This window comes from Nocardia australiensis (assembly GCF_020733705.1).
Lineage (GTDB): Bacteria > Actinomycetota > Actinomycetes > Mycobacteriales > Mycobacteriaceae > Nocardia > Nocardia australiensis.
Genome location: NZ_JAJFZM010000001.1, coordinates 2,509,993 through 2,524,756, shown reverse-complemented (window position 1 = coordinate 2,524,756; position 14,764 = coordinate 2,509,993). Strand labels below are relative to the sequence as shown.

Here is a 14,764-nt window from a genome sequence, read left to right as displayed (position 1 = left end):
TCCGTTCCTCGGGCCGGGTTCACTGCCCCCACCGATATCCGTAGCCGCGGATGGTGGTGATCAAACCCGGCCGATCCAGCTTGGCGCGCAATCCGGTCATATGCACGTCCAGCGAGCGGGATACCGCGACGAACGCATCGCCCCAGATCCGGTCCATCAGTTGCTGGCGGCTCACCGCCGCCCCCGGGCGTTCCACCAGCGCCTCGACCAGCTCGAACTCCTTCTGAGTCAAGGCAATCGGCCGACCGGCGACTTCGACGACATGCGCCGCCAAATCCACCCGCACGTCACCGGTGACCACTTCCTTGCGTGCTGGTTGGGCCGCCGCAGCCGCGCGGCGCATGACGTTCTCGAGTCGGGCCATCAGTTCCGCGATGCGTGGCGGCTTCACCAGGTAGTCGTCGGCGCCGCCGCGCAGCCCGCGCACGATCGAGCGTTCGTCACTGCGCGCGGTGAGGATCAATACCGGGACCGAACTCACCTCGCGCAATTGCCGAAGCACCTGCAGCCCGTCGGCATCGGGCAGGCCGAGGTCGAGAATCACCGCGTCATACCCACGATGCGCGACCAGCAGATCGGCGCCTCGGCGCTTACGTTCGGCCTGGAAGCCGCGCGCGTTGAGTGCCTCTACCAGCGCGTCACCTACGCCGTCGTCATCCTCGACTACCGCCAACCGCACGCGCCGATCCTCCCATAAGCGCAGAATCGGCGGGCTGCTCTGGGCTTCGGGTTACCCGACGGCGACAATCGGTGCGCATCGATGTTCCCGGCCACACGAACGTGTGGATTGCCCGATTCAGGCCAGGGCGGCCAGCTTCGGTGCGAGTGCGCGCAGCACGGCCGGTGCGTCGTCGTCCAGTATCTGCACGACGACGTGATCGGCGCCGGCGCGCAGATGCGCCGCTAACTGATCGGCAACCGAATCGGCGGTGCCGTGTGCCGCCAGTGCGTCGATCAGCCGGTCGCTGCCCGGCTTGGCGAGGTCTTCGTCGCTGAAGCCGAGCCGGCGCAGATTCGCGACATAGTTCCGCAGACCGAGATACATCTCCACGCGCGGACGGGCCGTCGCCCGTGCCCGCACCGGGTCAGCGTCCAGCACCACTTTGTGCTCGACCGCGAGTATCGCGTCCGGACCGAGCACCTGGCGCGCGCGCTCGGTATGCGCGGGCGTGACCAGATACGGCAACGCCCCCGCGGTGCGATCCGCGGACAGCTTCAGTACCCGTGGGCCGAGCGCGGCGAGCGCGCGCCGGTCCTTCGGAACCCCCGCCTGGTCCAGCTCGTCGAGGTATTCGACCAAGGCGTCATAAGGCTTGCGATAGCCGCCGACGTGTTCGGGATGACCCGCGCCGATACCGAGCAGGAAGCGGCCGGGAAAGCGCGCCTCGATCCGATGGAACGACTCCGCCACCTGCTTCGCGGGTGCCGACCAGATATTGACGATGCTGGTGGCCACGGTGAGCGACTCGGTCGCCGCCAGCAGCGGCTCTACCTCCGGCAGCTCGGCGGGTGGCGATCCGCCCAGCCACAACGTGCCGTAGCCGAGCTCCTCCAACTCCCGCGCCTGCTGCGGCGTGAACCCGGTATAACCGCGCCATACTCCGAACCGTCCGAGCTGCTCGATTGCCATGCTTGGAACGAACCGGTGTGGTGCGAAGAATATTTCCCCGGTGAATCGGCTCAGCCGCCGCAGCAGCCCTCGCCCGCCGCTGGGACGGTTCGCATTTCACGGGTCTGGGAATTGCGGGCCGCGAGGTCGGCGTCGGCGGGATAGTCCACGGCGATCAGGCTCAGCCCATGCGCGGGAGCGACCGTGACAGAACTGGATCGTTCGGTTTCGTTCAACAGACCGGCAACCCATTCGGGGGTGCGGCGACCCTCCCCCACCGCGAGCACGGCGCCGACCAGACTGCGCACCATCGACCAGCAGAAAGCGTCCGCGCTGACATACGCGATCAACGCGTCGCCGTTGCGATCCCAGTCGAAGCGCTGCAGTTCGCGCACCGTCGTAGCGCCATCGCGGCGACGGCAGAACGCGGCAAAGTTATGCAGGCCGAGCAGTTTTCGTGACGCCTCCCGCATGGCGTCGACATCGACATCGCAGCGGCAGGCGACCACGCCGCGAGCCTGCAACGGCTCGGCACCGTAGCGGGCGGTCGTGAGCCGGTAGACATAGTGGCGACGAATCGCCGAGAAACGAGCGTCGAATTCGGGCGGTGCGACGCGAGCGTCCTTAATACGCACATCCTTTGGCAGAAAGCGCGCCATCCGATGCACGAGCTTGCCCGAGTCGAATTCGGCGGTCGTATCGAAATGCGCGACCTGCCCTTCGGCGTGCACACCCGCGTCGGTGCGGCCGGCGACGGTCAGTTGAATCGGCTCGCGATACACCTTGCTCAGCGCTTCCTCTAGCACGCCCTGCACGGTGCGCAGGCCGGGCTGTCGCGCCCAACCGGTGAAATCCGTACCGTCGTAACTGATATCGAGGCGAACCCGCACCGATTCCGGCGCCGCGGCGGGGGTCGGCGCCGATACCGCATCGGTCGCTGACTCGATGGGCTGTGGCTGCGCGACCTCAGCTGCCGAATGCTCCACCGTCACAGTGCTCTCCTGCCAGATATGCGGGCGAAACCCGCTGCCATTGAAGCGATCTCGGTCGGAAACGAATGAACCCGCCGACCCACGGGGGGCGGCGGGCTCATTCAGAACTCCAACGCGAAGCTCAGGCGTCCTTCTTGTCCTCAGCGGCCTCGTCGGCTGCCGGGGCGTCGACGGTCTCGGCGACTGCCTCGTCCTCGACGACGGTCTCGGCGACCGGCGCCTCGACCTTCTGCGAAGCGGCGACACGGCGCGCGCGATCGGCCTCGTTGGTCACGGTCTTCTCCCGGACCAGCTCAATGATCGCCATCGGCGCATTGTCACCCTTGCGGGGCAGCGTCTTGGTGATGCGGGTGTAGCCACCCTCGCGACCCTCGAACGAGGGGCCGATCGTGGCAAAGAGCTCATGCACGACGTCCTTGTTACGGATCACCTTGAGCACCTCACGACGGTCGGCAAGGGTGCCGGCCTTCGCCTTGGTGACCAGCTTCTCCGCGTAGGGGCGCAGCGCCTTGGCCTTGGCCTCGGTGGTCGAAATACGACCGTGCTCGAAGAGCGCCGTCGCCAGATTGGCGAAGATCGCCTTCTGGTGCGACGCCGACCCGCCGAAGCGGGCACCCTTCTTGGGCTTGGGCATTGTTGTTCTCCTGTGTCTTATTGCGGCGCTCCCGGCGCCCTGCGTGGTTACGCTCCGCTACCGCCTCCGGGCACGTCGCTCACGCCACGGGTGCGAGGCCGGGCCGGGGTGCCTACCCCGCATCCGGCCTAGAGCTGTTCGGTCTCGGCGTAGTCCTGCTCGCCACCGTCGGTGTCACCGAAAGTGCCGCTGTCGCTCCACGTTCCGGTGCTCGCGTCGTAACCCACCACGCTGGACGGGTCGAACGACGCCGGGCTGTCCTTGAGCGAGAGGCCCAGCGTGTGCAGCTTGACCTTGACCTCGTCGATGGACTTCTGGCCGAAGTTGCGGATGTCCAGCAGATCCGACTCGGTGCGACCGACCAGCTCGCCGACCGTGTGCACACCCTCGCGCTTGAGGCAGTTGTAGGACCGGACGGTGAGGTCCAGATCCTCGATCGGCAGACCGAAGGAGGCGATGTGATCCGCCTCGGCCGGCGAAGGGCCGATCTCGATGCCCTCGGCCTCGACGTTCAGCTCACGGGCCAGGCCGAAGAGCTCGACCAGGGTCTTGCCCGCCGAAGCGAGCGCGTCCCGTGCGCTGATGGAGTTCTTGGTCTCCACGTCCAGGATCAGACGGTCGAAGTCGGTGCGCTGCTCGACACGGGTTGCCTCGACCTTGTAGGTCACCTTCAGCACCGGCGAGTAGATCGAATCCACCGGGATCCGGCCGATTTCCGCGCCGGACGCCTTGTTCTGAACGGCGGGAACGTAACCGCGACCGCGCTCGACAACGAGCTCGATCTCCAGCTTGCCCTTGTCGTTCAGGGTGGCGATGTGCATGTCCGGGTTGTGCACGACAACACCGGCGGGCGGCACGATGTCACCGGCGGTGACGGTGCCGGGACCCTGCTTGCGCACGTACATCGTGACCGGCTCGTCCTCCTCCGAGGACACGACCAGACCCTTCAGGTTCAGGATGATGTCGGTGACATCTTCCTTCACGCCGGGCACGGTGGTGAACTCGTGCAGAACGCCGTCGATGCGGATGCTCGTGACCGCGGCCCCCGGAATCGAGGACAGCAGGGTACGACGCAGCGAATTGCCAAGGGTGTAACCGAAACCTGGCTCGAGTGGTTCGATGGTGAACTTCGAGCGGTTCTCGGCGACGACCTCTTCGGTGAGTGTCGGACGCTGTGAAATCAGCATATGGATCATCCTCCTGTTTGGGCGCCCGCTATTTGACGCCTCGTTTTAGGGGTTGTGGGTGATCGCCCCGCATTACGGACTGGCCTTTTCGAGCGACCTGCAAGCAGTCACTACGGCGATCACCCACCAGCGGCGTTAAAGCCTTACTTCGAGTAGTACTCGACGATCAGCTGTTCCTGCAGCGGCACATCGATCTGGGCGCGCTCGGGCACCTGGTGAACCAGGATGCGCAGGCGGCCCGGGATCACCTGGAGCCAACCGGGAACGGGACGGTCGCCGACGGTCTCGCGAGCGACCTGGAACGGCAGCGTGCCCAGCGACTTCTGCTTGACATCGATGATGTCGTACTGAGTCACCTGGAAGCTGGGAACGTTCACACTCTTGTTGTTCACCAGGAAGTGGCCGTGGCTGACCAGCTGGCGAGCCTGACGACGGGTACGCGCGAGACCCGCGCGGTACACGACGTTGTCCAGACGGCACTCGAGCAGACGCAGCAGGTTGTCACCGGTCTTGCCCTTGAGGCGATTGGCCTCCTTGTAGTACCTGCTGAACTGCTTCTCCATGACGCCGTAGGCGAAGCGAGCCTTCTGCTTCTCCTGCAGCTGGAGCAGGTACTCGCTCTCCTTGATCCGCGCGCGGCCGTGCTGGCCGGGCGGGTAGGGACGACGCTCGAACGCCTGGTCGCCTCCGACGAGGTCGACACGCAGACGACGCGACTTGCGGGTGATGGGGCCTGTATAACGAGCCATTTGTTATCTAATCCTTTCCCGCTAGACGCGACGCCGCTTGGGCGGACGGCAGCCGTTGTGCGGCTGCGGGGTGACATCGGAAATCGTGCCGACCTCGAGGCCTGCGGCCTGCAGCGAACGGATCGCGGTCTCGCGACCCGAACCCGGGCCCTTCACGAAAACGTCGACCTTCTTGACGCCGTTCTCCTGCGCCTTGCGGGCGGCGTTCTCGGCGGCGAGCTGCGCGGCGAACGGGGTCGACTTGCGCGAACCCTTGAAGCCGACGTGGCCCGAGGACGCCCACGAGATGACGTTGCCGGCCGGGTCGGTGATCGACACGATGGTGTTGTTGAACGTGCTCTTGATGTGCGCGTGGCCGTGCGGGACGTTCTTCTTTTCCCGGCGACGCGACTTCTGGGTCTTCTTCGGGCCGGAGGCCCGTGACTTCGGAGGCATCGGTTATCCCTACTTCTTCTTGCCGGCGACGGTGCGCTTCGGCCCCTTGCGGGTACGAGCGTTGGTCTTGGTGCGCTGACCATGCACGGGCAGGCCACGACGGTGGCGCAGACCCTGGTAGCAGCCGATCTCGATCTTGCGACGGATATCGGCCTGCACCTCACGGCGCAGGTCACCTTCGACCTTGAGCTCGGGCGAGCTCTCGATGTAGTCACGCAGCTGCGTCACCTGGTCGTCGCTGAGGTCCTTGCTGCGCAGGTCCGGGCTGACGCCGGTGGCCGCGAGGATCTCCTTGGAGCGGGTACGGCCGATGCCGAAAATGTAGGTCAGCGCGATCTCCATGCGCTTTTCGCGCGGGAGATCGACGCCCATGAGACGTGCCATGTGGCAGGTTCCTTACTGTTGCGGAGGTCTGCTCCCCGTCCGTCCCCTCGTCTTGTGGGGCACCGGCCTCCGTACCGGTGGTTGGCGCGCACACATCCGGGCGGACCCGGAAACCGCTGTGTGCGGCTGGAGCTGGGAGGTCTTCTTTTATTGGCCAAGCCGATCAGTGATCGGTGCCCGGCTGGTGATCGACTCCTGGAGATCAACTCCGGAGAGTCCGATCAGCCCTGACGCTGCTTGTGGCGCAGGTTGTCGCAGATCACCATGACCCGACCGTGACGGCGGATCACCTTGCACTTCTCGCAGATCTTCTTGACGCTCGGCTGAACCTTCACGTCCGTCCAATCTTGTTGTGGTTCACACGAGTGTGAACACAGTTTTTCCCCAGCCGACGGCTGGGGAAGTCTCTGTAGTGAGCCTCGCGGCTCGGCGTTCGCGCCGCACCCATGAGAGGGCGGGCGCGATCACTTGTAGCGGTAAACGATGCGGCCGCGCGACAGGTCGTAGGGCGAAAGCTCGACGACCACACGGTCTTCGGGGAGGATACGAATGTAATGCTGCCGCATCTTCCCGCTGATGTGCGCGAGAACCTTGTGACCGTTCTCGAGCTCGATCCGGAACATCGCATTGGGCAGCGGCTCGACTACTCGACCCTCGACCTCGATGGCCCCGTCTTTCTTCGCCATGTCCTCCGCGATCCTGGTTTACGCTCAAACCTGGTTTGATTGCTTCGTGTCTGCTTGTATGTACCCGTCAGCCGAACCGACAGGCGGCATGCAAACAGTCGGCGCGTAGGTGCACCGTCGCTCAAGCTTACCGGGAGGTGCTGGATCCGGCAAAAATGCCCCCCTCGTGAAGTGGTATTTACGGGCCACTCCCTGCCCCGCGGCGGCGAGTGGTCGTCGCGTAAACTGGCCGCCGTCCAGGAATGCTCCAGCAGATCCAAGGGGGACAGGTGCCGTGAGCCGTAACAACGACGGCCTCCCCATGCTGCCACCATGGCTGTCGGAGAGCGACGTCACGCAGGCCGGCTACGAAGCCCCGGTACAGAACCTGCCGCAAGAAGACCTTATTGATGAGGCGCCCGCACGCCGCGGCCGCTTCAAGTCCCGCTCCTCCGAGGGCGAGCGCCCCGACTCGAATCCGTCGCGCCGAGACAAGCGCCGCAAGGGCTGGCGCAGAGATAAGGACGAAGCGGCCGAGGAACAGCAGCCCGTCTCCCAGGGTCAGGGACCGCGCCCGGATTTGTCGTGGTCGGGTGGACCCGAATCGCAACCGGGGCCCGCGGCCCATCGCGAACCCGGCAACTATCAAGGGCCCGAGTCTCACGGCGGGCCCGCGCCGCAACCGCGGGCACCCGAGTCCGATAGCGGACCGGAGGCTTACCGCGGCCCCGGCTCCCAGCCGCAGCATGATCCGGGCGGGCACGGTTCACCACAGCCCGGCGCCGGGCACGATTCCCGGTCGCCGCAGCAGTGGCCGGACGCGGCCGGTCAGGTGCCGCCACACCAGGACAGCTCGTGGCAGGCCGCGCCGTTGCCCACCCGCAATCCGCGCCAGCCGTCGTCGGGATTCCAGCCGTTGGGCGCCCGGTCGCCCGAAACGCAGAATGATCTGCCACCGCAGACCCAGACTCCGGATCATGCTGCGGCACATGGGTACACACCGCTCGCCCCGTCGCGTCCTGCCGCCGAACAGTCGACCACCGATCAGCCGGGCGGGGCCCACCCTCCGGTAACGCCGCCGGTACCGGATCTCGACGGGCCGCCCCCATGGTTGGCGGGGCCCGGATCCGATTCCGGCCGAACGGCATCCGAGGCCGAGCCACACCGGCCCGCACCCCTCGCTGCGCCGCCGAGCACTGCGGACGGATCGGCACATCCGGCGGAGGGGCAGCACCCCGGCGGCGAATTCGCCCCGCAGCCACCACAATCGACGCAACGGGGCGAGGACGCGCCGCCGCCATGGCTCAGCGGACCCGCCGCCGAGGATCGTCAGCGGGCCGCCGATGAACCCGGCGCGCCCAGGTCGGACCGCCCCGAACTCCCGCCGCGCCCCAGCGAATTCACCGATGGTCCGACGAATCCCGAACGTCCGGCGCCCGAGGCCGCCGGACACGGTTCGCGCGGCGCGGGCCGGTCCCCGCAATCAAACGGCAGTGCGACGCCGCCCTCCGGACCACGGCCGGACGCATCAGAATCCGGTCGGCCGGCCGATCGCGACGAAACGTCCACGCGGACAACACAGCCGGGCAGCGCGGATGACCCCGGCGCGGGCAGCCACCGTCTGCTGTCGGACATTGCCGCAGCGGAAATCGCCGCGACACGTGAGGACCACCAACCTCCGCCCCCGACGTCCGGCCAGCAACCGCCTAACGACCAGCCCGGACCGAGTGAGCGGCAGAACCCTTCGGCGTTCGCGCAGCCCGCCACGGGACCGCAGGCACCGAACGGCTACGCACAACCCCCGATGCCCATTCGGGCACCGGCGAGCGACAACTGGCATGGCCAAGGCGGACAACGACTCCCAGCCTCGCAGGCTACCGGCGGCGACCAGCGGCAGAGCCCGACCGGCCACGCCCAGCAACCGGCGAACGCCCCCCACTCCCCCGGCGGTGATCAGCAGTACCCGGCTGGAAGCGATCAGCGATCCGATTACCGACAGCAACCCCCTACTGGCCCGCAGGCCGGCTACGGCGGTCATCCATATTCGACCGGCGACCACGAACAGCCCAATCCTGAACTCCCGCAACAACAGGCAGGTGGCGACGGATGGCAGAGTACGGCGGGCCACGGGCAGCAATCACTCGGCGGCGACCCGGCACAACCACGAACGCCACTGGCCGCGCAGCCGCCAGGCAACGCCGGATCGCAGGCACCGAGCGACAACCCGACCTATCTCTCCGGCAACCAGCAACAGGCGCCTGCCCCCGGGCAGCTGCCGACGCAAGCGCCGGGCGGCGACCACGCTGCCGCACCTGGACAGTGGCAGGCGCCAGGCAACGCCGGATCACAGGCCCCCAGCGACAACCCGACCTATCTCTCCAGCAACCAGCCACAAGTTCCCGCCCCGGGGCAGCTGCCGACCCAGGCGCCGGGCGGCGACCAGGGTGCCGCGCCCGGTCAGTGGCAGGGCGCCGGGTATGGGCAACAGGCGCCCGGTGGTTCGCGGACGCCGGGAGTCGAGTGGCAATACCCGTCCGGCAACGGTGAGCGGCCCAATTCCGAACTCGGACAACAACCTCCGGCCGCGCCGCAAGCACCGGGCGCCGAGCAGTGGCAGGGACCCGGATACGGGCAGCAGCCCCAGCGTGGGCCCGGCGGCGGTCAGACGATGCCGCAGGCGCCAGGCGACCAGCAGCAGGGCGGTTGGCCCGGTCCGCAGGGGCACGGTGGTGCGACGCAATTCCAGCAGGGACAGGCGAACCAGCACGCCATCCAACCATCGCTCGACAACGTTCCATTGAAGCGCGCGAAGAAGGCACCGGGTAGCGGGTGGCGCAAGGCCGTGCACCATGTCTCCGGCGGTGCGATCAATCCCGGCCTTTCCGCGGAGGAGATGCGGCTACAGGAACTGGTCGCGCGGATCAGGCAGCCGGTGCGCGGTGATTATCGAATCGCGGTGCTCTCGCTGAAGGGTGGCGTCGGAAAGACGACCACCACAATGGGTCTCGGTTCGATCTTCGCATCCATCCGGGGTGACCGGGTGATCGCGGTGGACGCCAACCCCGACTTCGGCACGCTCTCGCAGCGGGTGCCGCTGCAGACCCGCTCGACCGTTCGGGACCTGCTGCTCGATCACGCCATCCAGCGGTATTCGGATGTGCGCAGGCATACCTCGCAGGGCACGAGCAGGTTGGAAGTTCTTGCCAGCGAGCGTGATCCGGCCGCATCAGAGGCGTTCAACGACGACGAGTACCGGGCCGTTGCGCGCATCCTGCAGCGGTTCTACAACATCATCCTCACCGACTGCGGTACCGGCCTGATGCATTCGGCGATGGGCGGCGTGCTCGATCTGGCGCACTCGCTGGTGCTGATCTCCTCGGCCGCGATCGATGGCGCCCGTAGTGCCGCGGCGACTCTGGACTGGTTGTCACTGCACGGCCATGATCATCTGGTCCGTAATGCGGTAGTGGTCATCAATCTGCCACGTGAGGGATCACCGAACGTCGGCATTCAGCAGTTGCGTGAATACTTTCTGTCGCGCTGCCGCGCGGTGCACATCATCCCCTTCGACAACCATCTATCCGAGGGCGCCGAGATCGACCTGCACCGCCTCCACAAGACCACCAAGCGCGCCTATGTGGAACTCGCCGCGACCGTTGCCGACGAGTTCGGCATCGACCACCGTCGCTACCACAACTGAGGAGCGGCACCGGCGGGTGCAGAGCTTGGCGCCCTTGGACTGACCGGGCAGTGCTATCAACCGCGCGATTTGCGGCAGACGAGTGCGTCGGCGGGTGCTGGTGGTGGTGTGGCGGGACGCATGACGGTTGCCAAGCCAGTTGGCACCCCGCCTAGTTGTTGGCGCGTTGGATGGCGCGTTGGACCAGGCCACGGATGCCGGGGAGCTGGATAGCGCGGAGCATGAGTTCGCCGGCCCAGACGTGAGCGCGTGACGGCGGGGCAAACCGACTTATTCCTTTGCGGGCCAATGCCTGTCGTTTGCGGACTTCGGGGCGCAACGACGCCTCCCAGGCGTCGAGTGCGGTGGAAATGTCGCCGCTGTGTGCTGCTACGGCGGCGGCGAGTCGGTCGGCGCCGTCGAGGGCGAGGGCCGCCCCGTAGCCGGCGAATACGGTCACGCACCATGCCGCGTCGCCGAGCAGAACGACTCGGCCGCAACTCCAGCGGTCCATGACGACTTGGCCGACTGAGTCGAAGTAGGCGGGGGCAGGGTCGGCCTCGAGTTGGCGGAGGGCATCGGCGACGCCTCGGCCGAGATCTCCGAACGCCAGAGTGAGCGCGGGTGCGGGGCCGAGAGCCAATTCGGCGTTCGGATCGGGGCAGCGGTAGGTGAAGAACGCCGAGGACCGACCTGGCCCCAGGTTCATCACCGCGGCTGTGCGCCGGGGCCCGAGGAATGTCGTGCCGACGCCTTCCGGAATGTGCTCGGGAATCCGTTCGAGCGGGAATGCTCCCACCATGTGGCCCAGGTCCACCAGGTAGTCGGTCTCGGGGCCGAATACGAGTTCACGGACTCGGGAGTGCACGCCGTCGGCGCCGATGAGAAGTTCGGTCTGCATGCGGGTGCCGTCGCTGAGGGTGACGACGACTTCGCCGGCGTTCTGGGTGACCGCCTGCACGGTGGTGCCGAAACGGATGTCGGCGAGATCGGCCACCGCGTGGTACAGCGCCGACTCCAGGTCGCCGCGGAAGAGGCTCAGTGCCCGATCCCCGACAGCGGCTTGTGCGACGGCGGCCGGAATCGCGAACTTTTCCCGGCCGTCCGCGTGAACCAGGATCGAGGTGAAGAACCCGATATCGCGCGGAGTCAGCGTCGGTAGCAGCCCGAGCCGCTCCGCGGCGTCATATCCGGGTCCGTGCAGGTTTACCAGGTAGCCGCTGCTGCGCCGGGCCTGCGCGCGCTCGACCACGACGACATCCCAGCCGTGCTGATGCATCCGCAGCGCGGCGGCCAGGCCGGCGATACCGGCGCCCACGACCATTACCCGCTTCATCTCTGTCCCAGCGGCACCCGGCGCCGCGTTGTCGATTGCCATCACTACCACTCCTGGATCGGTCCGTTGTCAGCGAAAGCCAGGCACTGCACCCTCGCGCTATCGTCAACTATTAGTTGACGATAATGCGATCGTCAACCTACAGTTGACGAATGGATCGTCGGGTGCCACTACGCGACGTGATCGTCGCGGTCGAGCTGGCACATCCTGGTAGCACTCTGGATCAGTTGTCGGAAGCGGCGATCATTGCGGCACACTGGTTGCAGCTGGCAGATCGTCTGCTCGACCATTTCGTGGACCAGGCACGGCAAGCAGGCGTGCCCTGGGCAGAAATCGGTGCCCGCCTCGGTGTGTCGAGGCAAGCCGCGCAGAAACGATTCGCGGCTCGGGTCGCGGGGCGTGCGGCAGCAACTTCATGACTGGAAGGAACGAGATCGTGACCTGGGCAGATTCGCGGAACTCGGCCGACGCCGACTTGCAGGTACTGCATTCTCTTCGCTGCGTCGGCCACGCGAGCGTCGCCCGAGTGGCGGCAGCGACGGGCCTGCCGGAGCCTGTCGTCGAATCCGAGCTGATCGCCCACGCCGCGGGCGGAAATGTCACGCATACGCCCGGGGAGTTCGGAGGGTGGGGTCTCACGGACGCCGGTCGCGCTCTGGATGCGGAACGAATCACCGACGAACTGAAGAACGCAGCAGCTCGAACCGCCGTGACCGATGCTTACCACAGATTTCTCGCGCTCAACCCGGAACTGCTCGACCTGTGCGCGGCATGGCAGATGCGGTCCGTCCATGGTGTCATGACCACGAACGACCACACCGACCCCGGCTACGACGCCCGGATTCTCGAGCGGCTGACCGACTTCGACCATCGCGCGCAGGTCGTCTGCGCACAGCTGTCCGCGGCGATTGCCAGGTTCGGGCGGTATGGTCTCCGTCTTGCCGACGCGCTCATTCGAGCGCGGTCCGGCGCGTTGGAGTACGTGGCGACCAGCACCTCGTCGTACCACACGGTGTGGTTTCAGCTTCACGAAGATCTCCTCGCGACTCTGGGCATCCCGAGATTCTGAAGATGCGATACATTCACCCACTTTCAGCAGAGGTCGAGGAGACGGCGGAAGTCCTGGGCGCCAAGGCGCAAGGGCTCATCGTGCTGCGACGCCTGGGCTTGCCCGTGCCCGCCGGCTTCGTCATCAGCACCGAGGTATGCCGCGCTTTCCTGCGTGACGGGCGCTTTCCCGAGGACTTCGCCGCCGAACTCACAGCCGCTATCGGTGACCTCGAAACTGCCACGCATCGCAGCCTCGGCGACTCCGAAAAGCCCCTGACGGTGTCTGTTCGCTCCGGGGCCGGTGTGTCGATGCCCGGCATGATGAACACCGTCCTCAACCTCGGACTCACCGCCACAACCGCGCGCGGATTGGTAACCGAGACAGGCAATCCGCAGTTCGCGTCCATCGCCCGGCTGCGATTCCTGTCGAGCTTCGCGTCCGCGATCACCAACACCGGCGAAGCGAGCGCGGAACCGGTTGTGGCCGAAGCGATCCAGCAGAACCTCGGTGGCGCGCAATCAGGCATCCATCACGCGATCGGAGTTGTCGAGGCCCTCGTCTCGCAACAGGCCGGACAGCAAGTCCTGCACGATCCGTCCCGGCAGCTGGAGCTGGCGATCGCAGCCGTGTGTTCCTCGTGGGACACCCCGCGCGCACGCACGTTCCGCGCGATCCACGATATCCCGCAGGACCTCGGGACCGCCGTGACCGTGCAGGCGATGGTCTTCGGACATCGTGACCAGCACAGCGGGACCGGCGTCGCGTTCAGCCGCAACCCCAATACCGGCGAACGGGTCCCCTTCGGCGACATCCTGTTCGGCAGCCAAGGCGACGACGTCGTGTCCGGCAGATCGCCGACGCTGCCGCTGCACGAACTGGCCGACCGAGAGCCGACCGTATGGACCCACCTCGTAGCGGCCCTGGACCGCATCGAAGGACACTACCGAGACTCGTGCTGCATCGAGTTCACTTTCGAAGCCGGTGAGTTCTGGATCCTGCAAGTACACCGCGGCAAAGTCGCCGCAGCCGCTGCCGTACGCGTCGCCGTCGACCTCGCCGACGAGGGCGTGATCGAACACCAGGAGGCACTGCTACGAATCACCGCACAGCACCTTCAACAAACCCGCACACCCCGAATGATCCTCGACAGCGAGGCAGACATCCTCGCCCGCGGCCACGGCGCCTGCCCGGGTGTCGCGGTCGGCCGCGTAGCGACCACCTCCGACAAGGCGGTCCGCATGGCCGTACATGGTCCGGTCATACTGGTGCGGCCCGACACCTCTCCGCTGGACATGCGCGGCCTGGCCGCAGCCGCCGGAGTCCTCACTGCCCACGGCGGCCCCACCTGCCACGCCGCCGTCGTCGCGCGAGCGATGGGCAAACCTGCTGTCGTGGGAGTCGCTGAGCTGACTGTCGACGCCACCTCGATGCGAATCGGTCGGCGCGCAATCCCCGAGGGCACCCTCATCGCCATCGATGGAACCGGCGGCGAGATCACCGTCGGAAGCCCACCCATCGGGACCGCCGCCACCGGCCCCCACGTGCACCGACTGCTCGACTGGGCCGACCAGATATCCGGCAATTACACAAGACGCAGCGAAGCCGAACGCCTCAGCGCTGCACACGCGGTTCTCTTTCGCCGGTCGACAGGCCTTCCTCGGCGAAGTATCGGCTCATCGCCCGGGCGGTGAGCGACTTGCCGCGGGTCGGGAACCGCTGCCCGTCCGAGGAGGACAGGCTGCCACCGCCGAATACCGCGGTGAGCGGAAGTCTCTGGTGTTGTGGATCAGCGCCAGGTTCGCCGACCGCAGCGTCTCCTCCCGCACATACCATTCCGGCGTCAACGCGAGGATGTCGTAGGAGATCCCGCACGCGTCGGTCATGCGGGTCAAACCCAGATTCGTCGAGTACGCCAGGCAGCACGGCGATCAGGTTGCGTTTGAGTTCCGGTGTGCGGGTTTGCTTTCCGGTGGCGTCGGTGAAGCAGTCCAGGTAGCCGGTGCGTGCGTCTGCGCCCGCTTGCCGTACGAACGGATCTGTGCC

General features: G+C 66.7%; 15 protein-coding genes and 1 pseudogene. 4 read left to right on the top strand and 12 right to left on the bottom strand.

The features are described 5' to 3' along the window. Nucleotides 1-19: 19 nt before the first annotated feature. From LKE06_RS11310 to infA, 10 genes are all read right to left on the bottom strand, one after another. A complete protein-coding gene (locus tag LKE06_RS11310; protein WP_227998570.1) occupies nucleotides 20-679 on the bottom strand; it encodes a response regulator transcription factor in 660 nt (219 codons plus the stop codon). A gap of 117 nt (nucleotides 680-796) precedes the next feature. Next, the gene (locus LKE06_RS11305; RefSeq protein WP_227998569.1) at nucleotides 797-1,630 is read right to left on the bottom strand and encodes an LLM class F420-dependent oxidoreductase; all 834 of its coding nucleotides are present in this window, start codon (nucleotides 1,628-1,630) and stop codon (nucleotides 797-799) included. A gap of 50 nt (nucleotides 1,631-1,680) precedes the next feature. Beyond that, complete coding sequence (gene truA, locus LKE06_RS11300) at nucleotides 1,681-2,556, bottom strand: tRNA pseudouridine(38-40) synthase TruA (RefSeq protein ID WP_227999406.1); 876 nt, start codon at nucleotides 2,554-2,556, stop codon at nucleotides 1,681-1,683. A gap of 166 nt (nucleotides 2,557-2,722) precedes the next feature. Next, nucleotides 2,723-3,235: a 50S ribosomal protein L17 gene (gene rplQ / locus LKE06_RS11295; protein ID WP_227998568.1), complete on the bottom strand. Its 513-nt coding sequence runs from the start codon at nucleotides 3,233-3,235 to the stop codon at nucleotides 2,723-2,725. 128 nt (nucleotides 3,236-3,363) lie between these two features. Next, entirely contained in the window at nucleotides 3,364-4,422 is a 1,059-nt protein-coding gene (locus tag LKE06_RS11290; RefSeq protein ID WP_227998567.1) for a DNA-directed RNA polymerase subunit alpha, read from the bottom strand. 143 nt (nucleotides 4,423-4,565) lie between these two features. Next, nucleotides 4,566-5,171 (bottom strand): 30S ribosomal protein S4, encoded by a 606-nt coding sequence (rpsD, locus tag LKE06_RS11285; RefSeq protein WP_227998566.1) that lies wholly within the window; start codon nucleotides 5,169-5,171, stop codon nucleotides 4,566-4,568. A 21-nt stretch (nucleotides 5,172-5,192) separates the two neighbouring features. Beyond that, complete coding sequence (gene rpsK / locus LKE06_RS11280) at nucleotides 5,193-5,606, bottom strand: 30S ribosomal protein S11 (RefSeq protein ID WP_040731638.1); 414 nt, start codon at nucleotides 5,604-5,606, stop codon at nucleotides 5,193-5,195. 9 nt (nucleotides 5,607-5,615) lie between these two features. Next, nucleotides 5,616-5,990 carry a 30S ribosomal protein S13 gene (gene rpsM, locus LKE06_RS11275; protein WP_227998565.1) on the bottom strand — a complete coding sequence of 125 codons (375 nt, stop codon included), beginning with the start codon at nucleotides 5,988-5,990 and terminating at the stop codon, nucleotides 5,616-5,618. A 221-nt stretch (nucleotides 5,991-6,211) separates the two neighbouring features. Next, complete coding sequence (rpmJ, locus tag LKE06_RS11270; RefSeq protein ID WP_011207363.1) at nucleotides 6,212-6,325, bottom strand: 50S ribosomal protein L36; 114 nt, start codon at nucleotides 6,323-6,325, stop codon at nucleotides 6,212-6,214. 129 nt (nucleotides 6,326-6,454) lie between these two features. Next, nucleotides 6,455-6,676 carry a translation initiation factor IF-1 gene (infA, locus tag LKE06_RS11265; protein WP_003418601.1) on the bottom strand — a complete coding sequence of 74 codons (222 nt, stop codon included), beginning with the start codon at nucleotides 6,674-6,676 and terminating at the stop codon, nucleotides 6,455-6,457. A gap of 274 nt (nucleotides 6,677-6,950) precedes the next feature. Here infA and LKE06_RS33130 point away from each other — a divergent pair, with 274 nt between their 5' ends. Beyond that, entirely contained in the window at nucleotides 6,951-10,355 is a 3,405-nt protein-coding gene (locus LKE06_RS33130) for a MinD/ParA family ATP-binding protein (RefSeq protein WP_372477325.1), read from the top strand. Between the two features lie 151 nt (nucleotides 10,356-10,506). Here the strand turns inward: LKE06_RS33130 and LKE06_RS11255 are convergent, their stop codons facing one another. Further along, complete coding sequence (locus LKE06_RS11255) at nucleotides 10,507-11,712, bottom strand: FAD-dependent oxidoreductase (RefSeq protein ID WP_227998564.1); 1,206 nt, start codon at nucleotides 11,710-11,712, stop codon at nucleotides 10,507-10,509. 110 nt (nucleotides 11,713-11,822) lie between these two features. Here LKE06_RS11255 and LKE06_RS11250 point away from each other — a divergent pair, with 110 nt between their 5' ends. Genes LKE06_RS11250 through LKE06_RS11240 form a run of 3 tightly spaced genes read left to right on the top strand, consistent with a single transcriptional unit; the run spans nucleotide 11,823 to nucleotide 14,412 of the window. Beyond that, nucleotides 11,823-12,089, top strand: a complete 267-nt coding sequence (locus LKE06_RS11250) for a hypothetical protein (protein WP_227998563.1) — start codon at nucleotides 11,823-11,825, stop codon at nucleotides 12,087-12,089. 17 nt (nucleotides 12,090-12,106) lie between these two features. Then, a complete protein-coding gene (locus LKE06_RS11245; RefSeq protein WP_227998562.1) occupies nucleotides 12,107-12,739 on the top strand; it encodes a hypothetical protein in 633 nt (210 codons plus the stop codon). Nucleotides 12,740-12,741: 2 nt separating this feature from the next. Next, nucleotides 12,742-14,412, top strand: a complete 1,671-nt coding sequence (locus tag LKE06_RS11240; protein ID WP_227998561.1) for a pyruvate, phosphate dikinase — start codon at nucleotides 12,742-12,744, stop codon at nucleotides 14,410-14,412. Here the strand turns inward: LKE06_RS11240 and LKE06_RS11235 are convergent. Next, a pseudogene (locus LKE06_RS11235) lies at nucleotides 14,363-14,731 on the bottom strand (Tn3 family transposase); the annotation flags it as partial. The gene LKE06_RS11240 and the pseudogene LKE06_RS11235 overlap by 50 nt on opposite strands. Between the last annotated feature and the right edge of the window lie 33 nt (nucleotides 14,732-14,764).

Coding starts and splice junctions, on each gene's coding strand:
- LKE06_RS11290 (WP_227998567.1), bottom strand. CDS start 4,422: ATGCTGATTTCACAGCGTCCGACACTCACCGAAGAGGTCGTCGCCGAG.
- rpsK (WP_040731638.1), bottom strand. CDS start 5,606: ATGCCTCCGAAGTCACGGGCCTCCGGCCCGAAGAAGACCCAGAAGTCG.
- LKE06_RS11240 (WP_227998561.1), top strand. CDS start 12,742: ATGCGATACATTCACCCACTTTCAGCAGAGGTCGAGGAGACGGCGGAA.
- rpsD (WP_227998566.1), bottom strand. CDS start 5,171: ATGGCTCGTTATACAGGCCCCATCACCCGCAAGTCGCGTCGTCTGCGT.
- rplQ (WP_227998568.1), bottom strand. CDS start 3,235: ATGCCCAAGCCCAAGAAGGGTGCCCGCTTCGGCGGGTCGGCGTCGCAC.
- infA (WP_003418601.1), bottom strand. CDS start 6,676: ATGGCGAAGAAAGACGGGGCCATCGAGGTCGAGGGTCGAGTAGTCGAG.
- LKE06_RS11255 (WP_227998564.1), bottom strand. CDS start 11,712: ATGGCAATCGACAACGCGGCGCCGGGTGCCGCTGGGACAGAGATGAAG.
- LKE06_RS11250 (WP_227998563.1), top strand. CDS start 11,823: ATGGATCGTCGGGTGCCACTACGCGACGTGATCGTCGCGGTCGAGCTG.
- LKE06_RS11305 (WP_227998569.1), bottom strand. CDS start 1,630: ATGGCAATCGAGCAGCTCGGACGGTTCGGAGTATGGCGCGGTTATACC.
- rpsM (WP_227998565.1), bottom strand. CDS start 5,990: ATGGCACGTCTCATGGGCGTCGATCTCCCGCGCGAAAAGCGCATGGAG.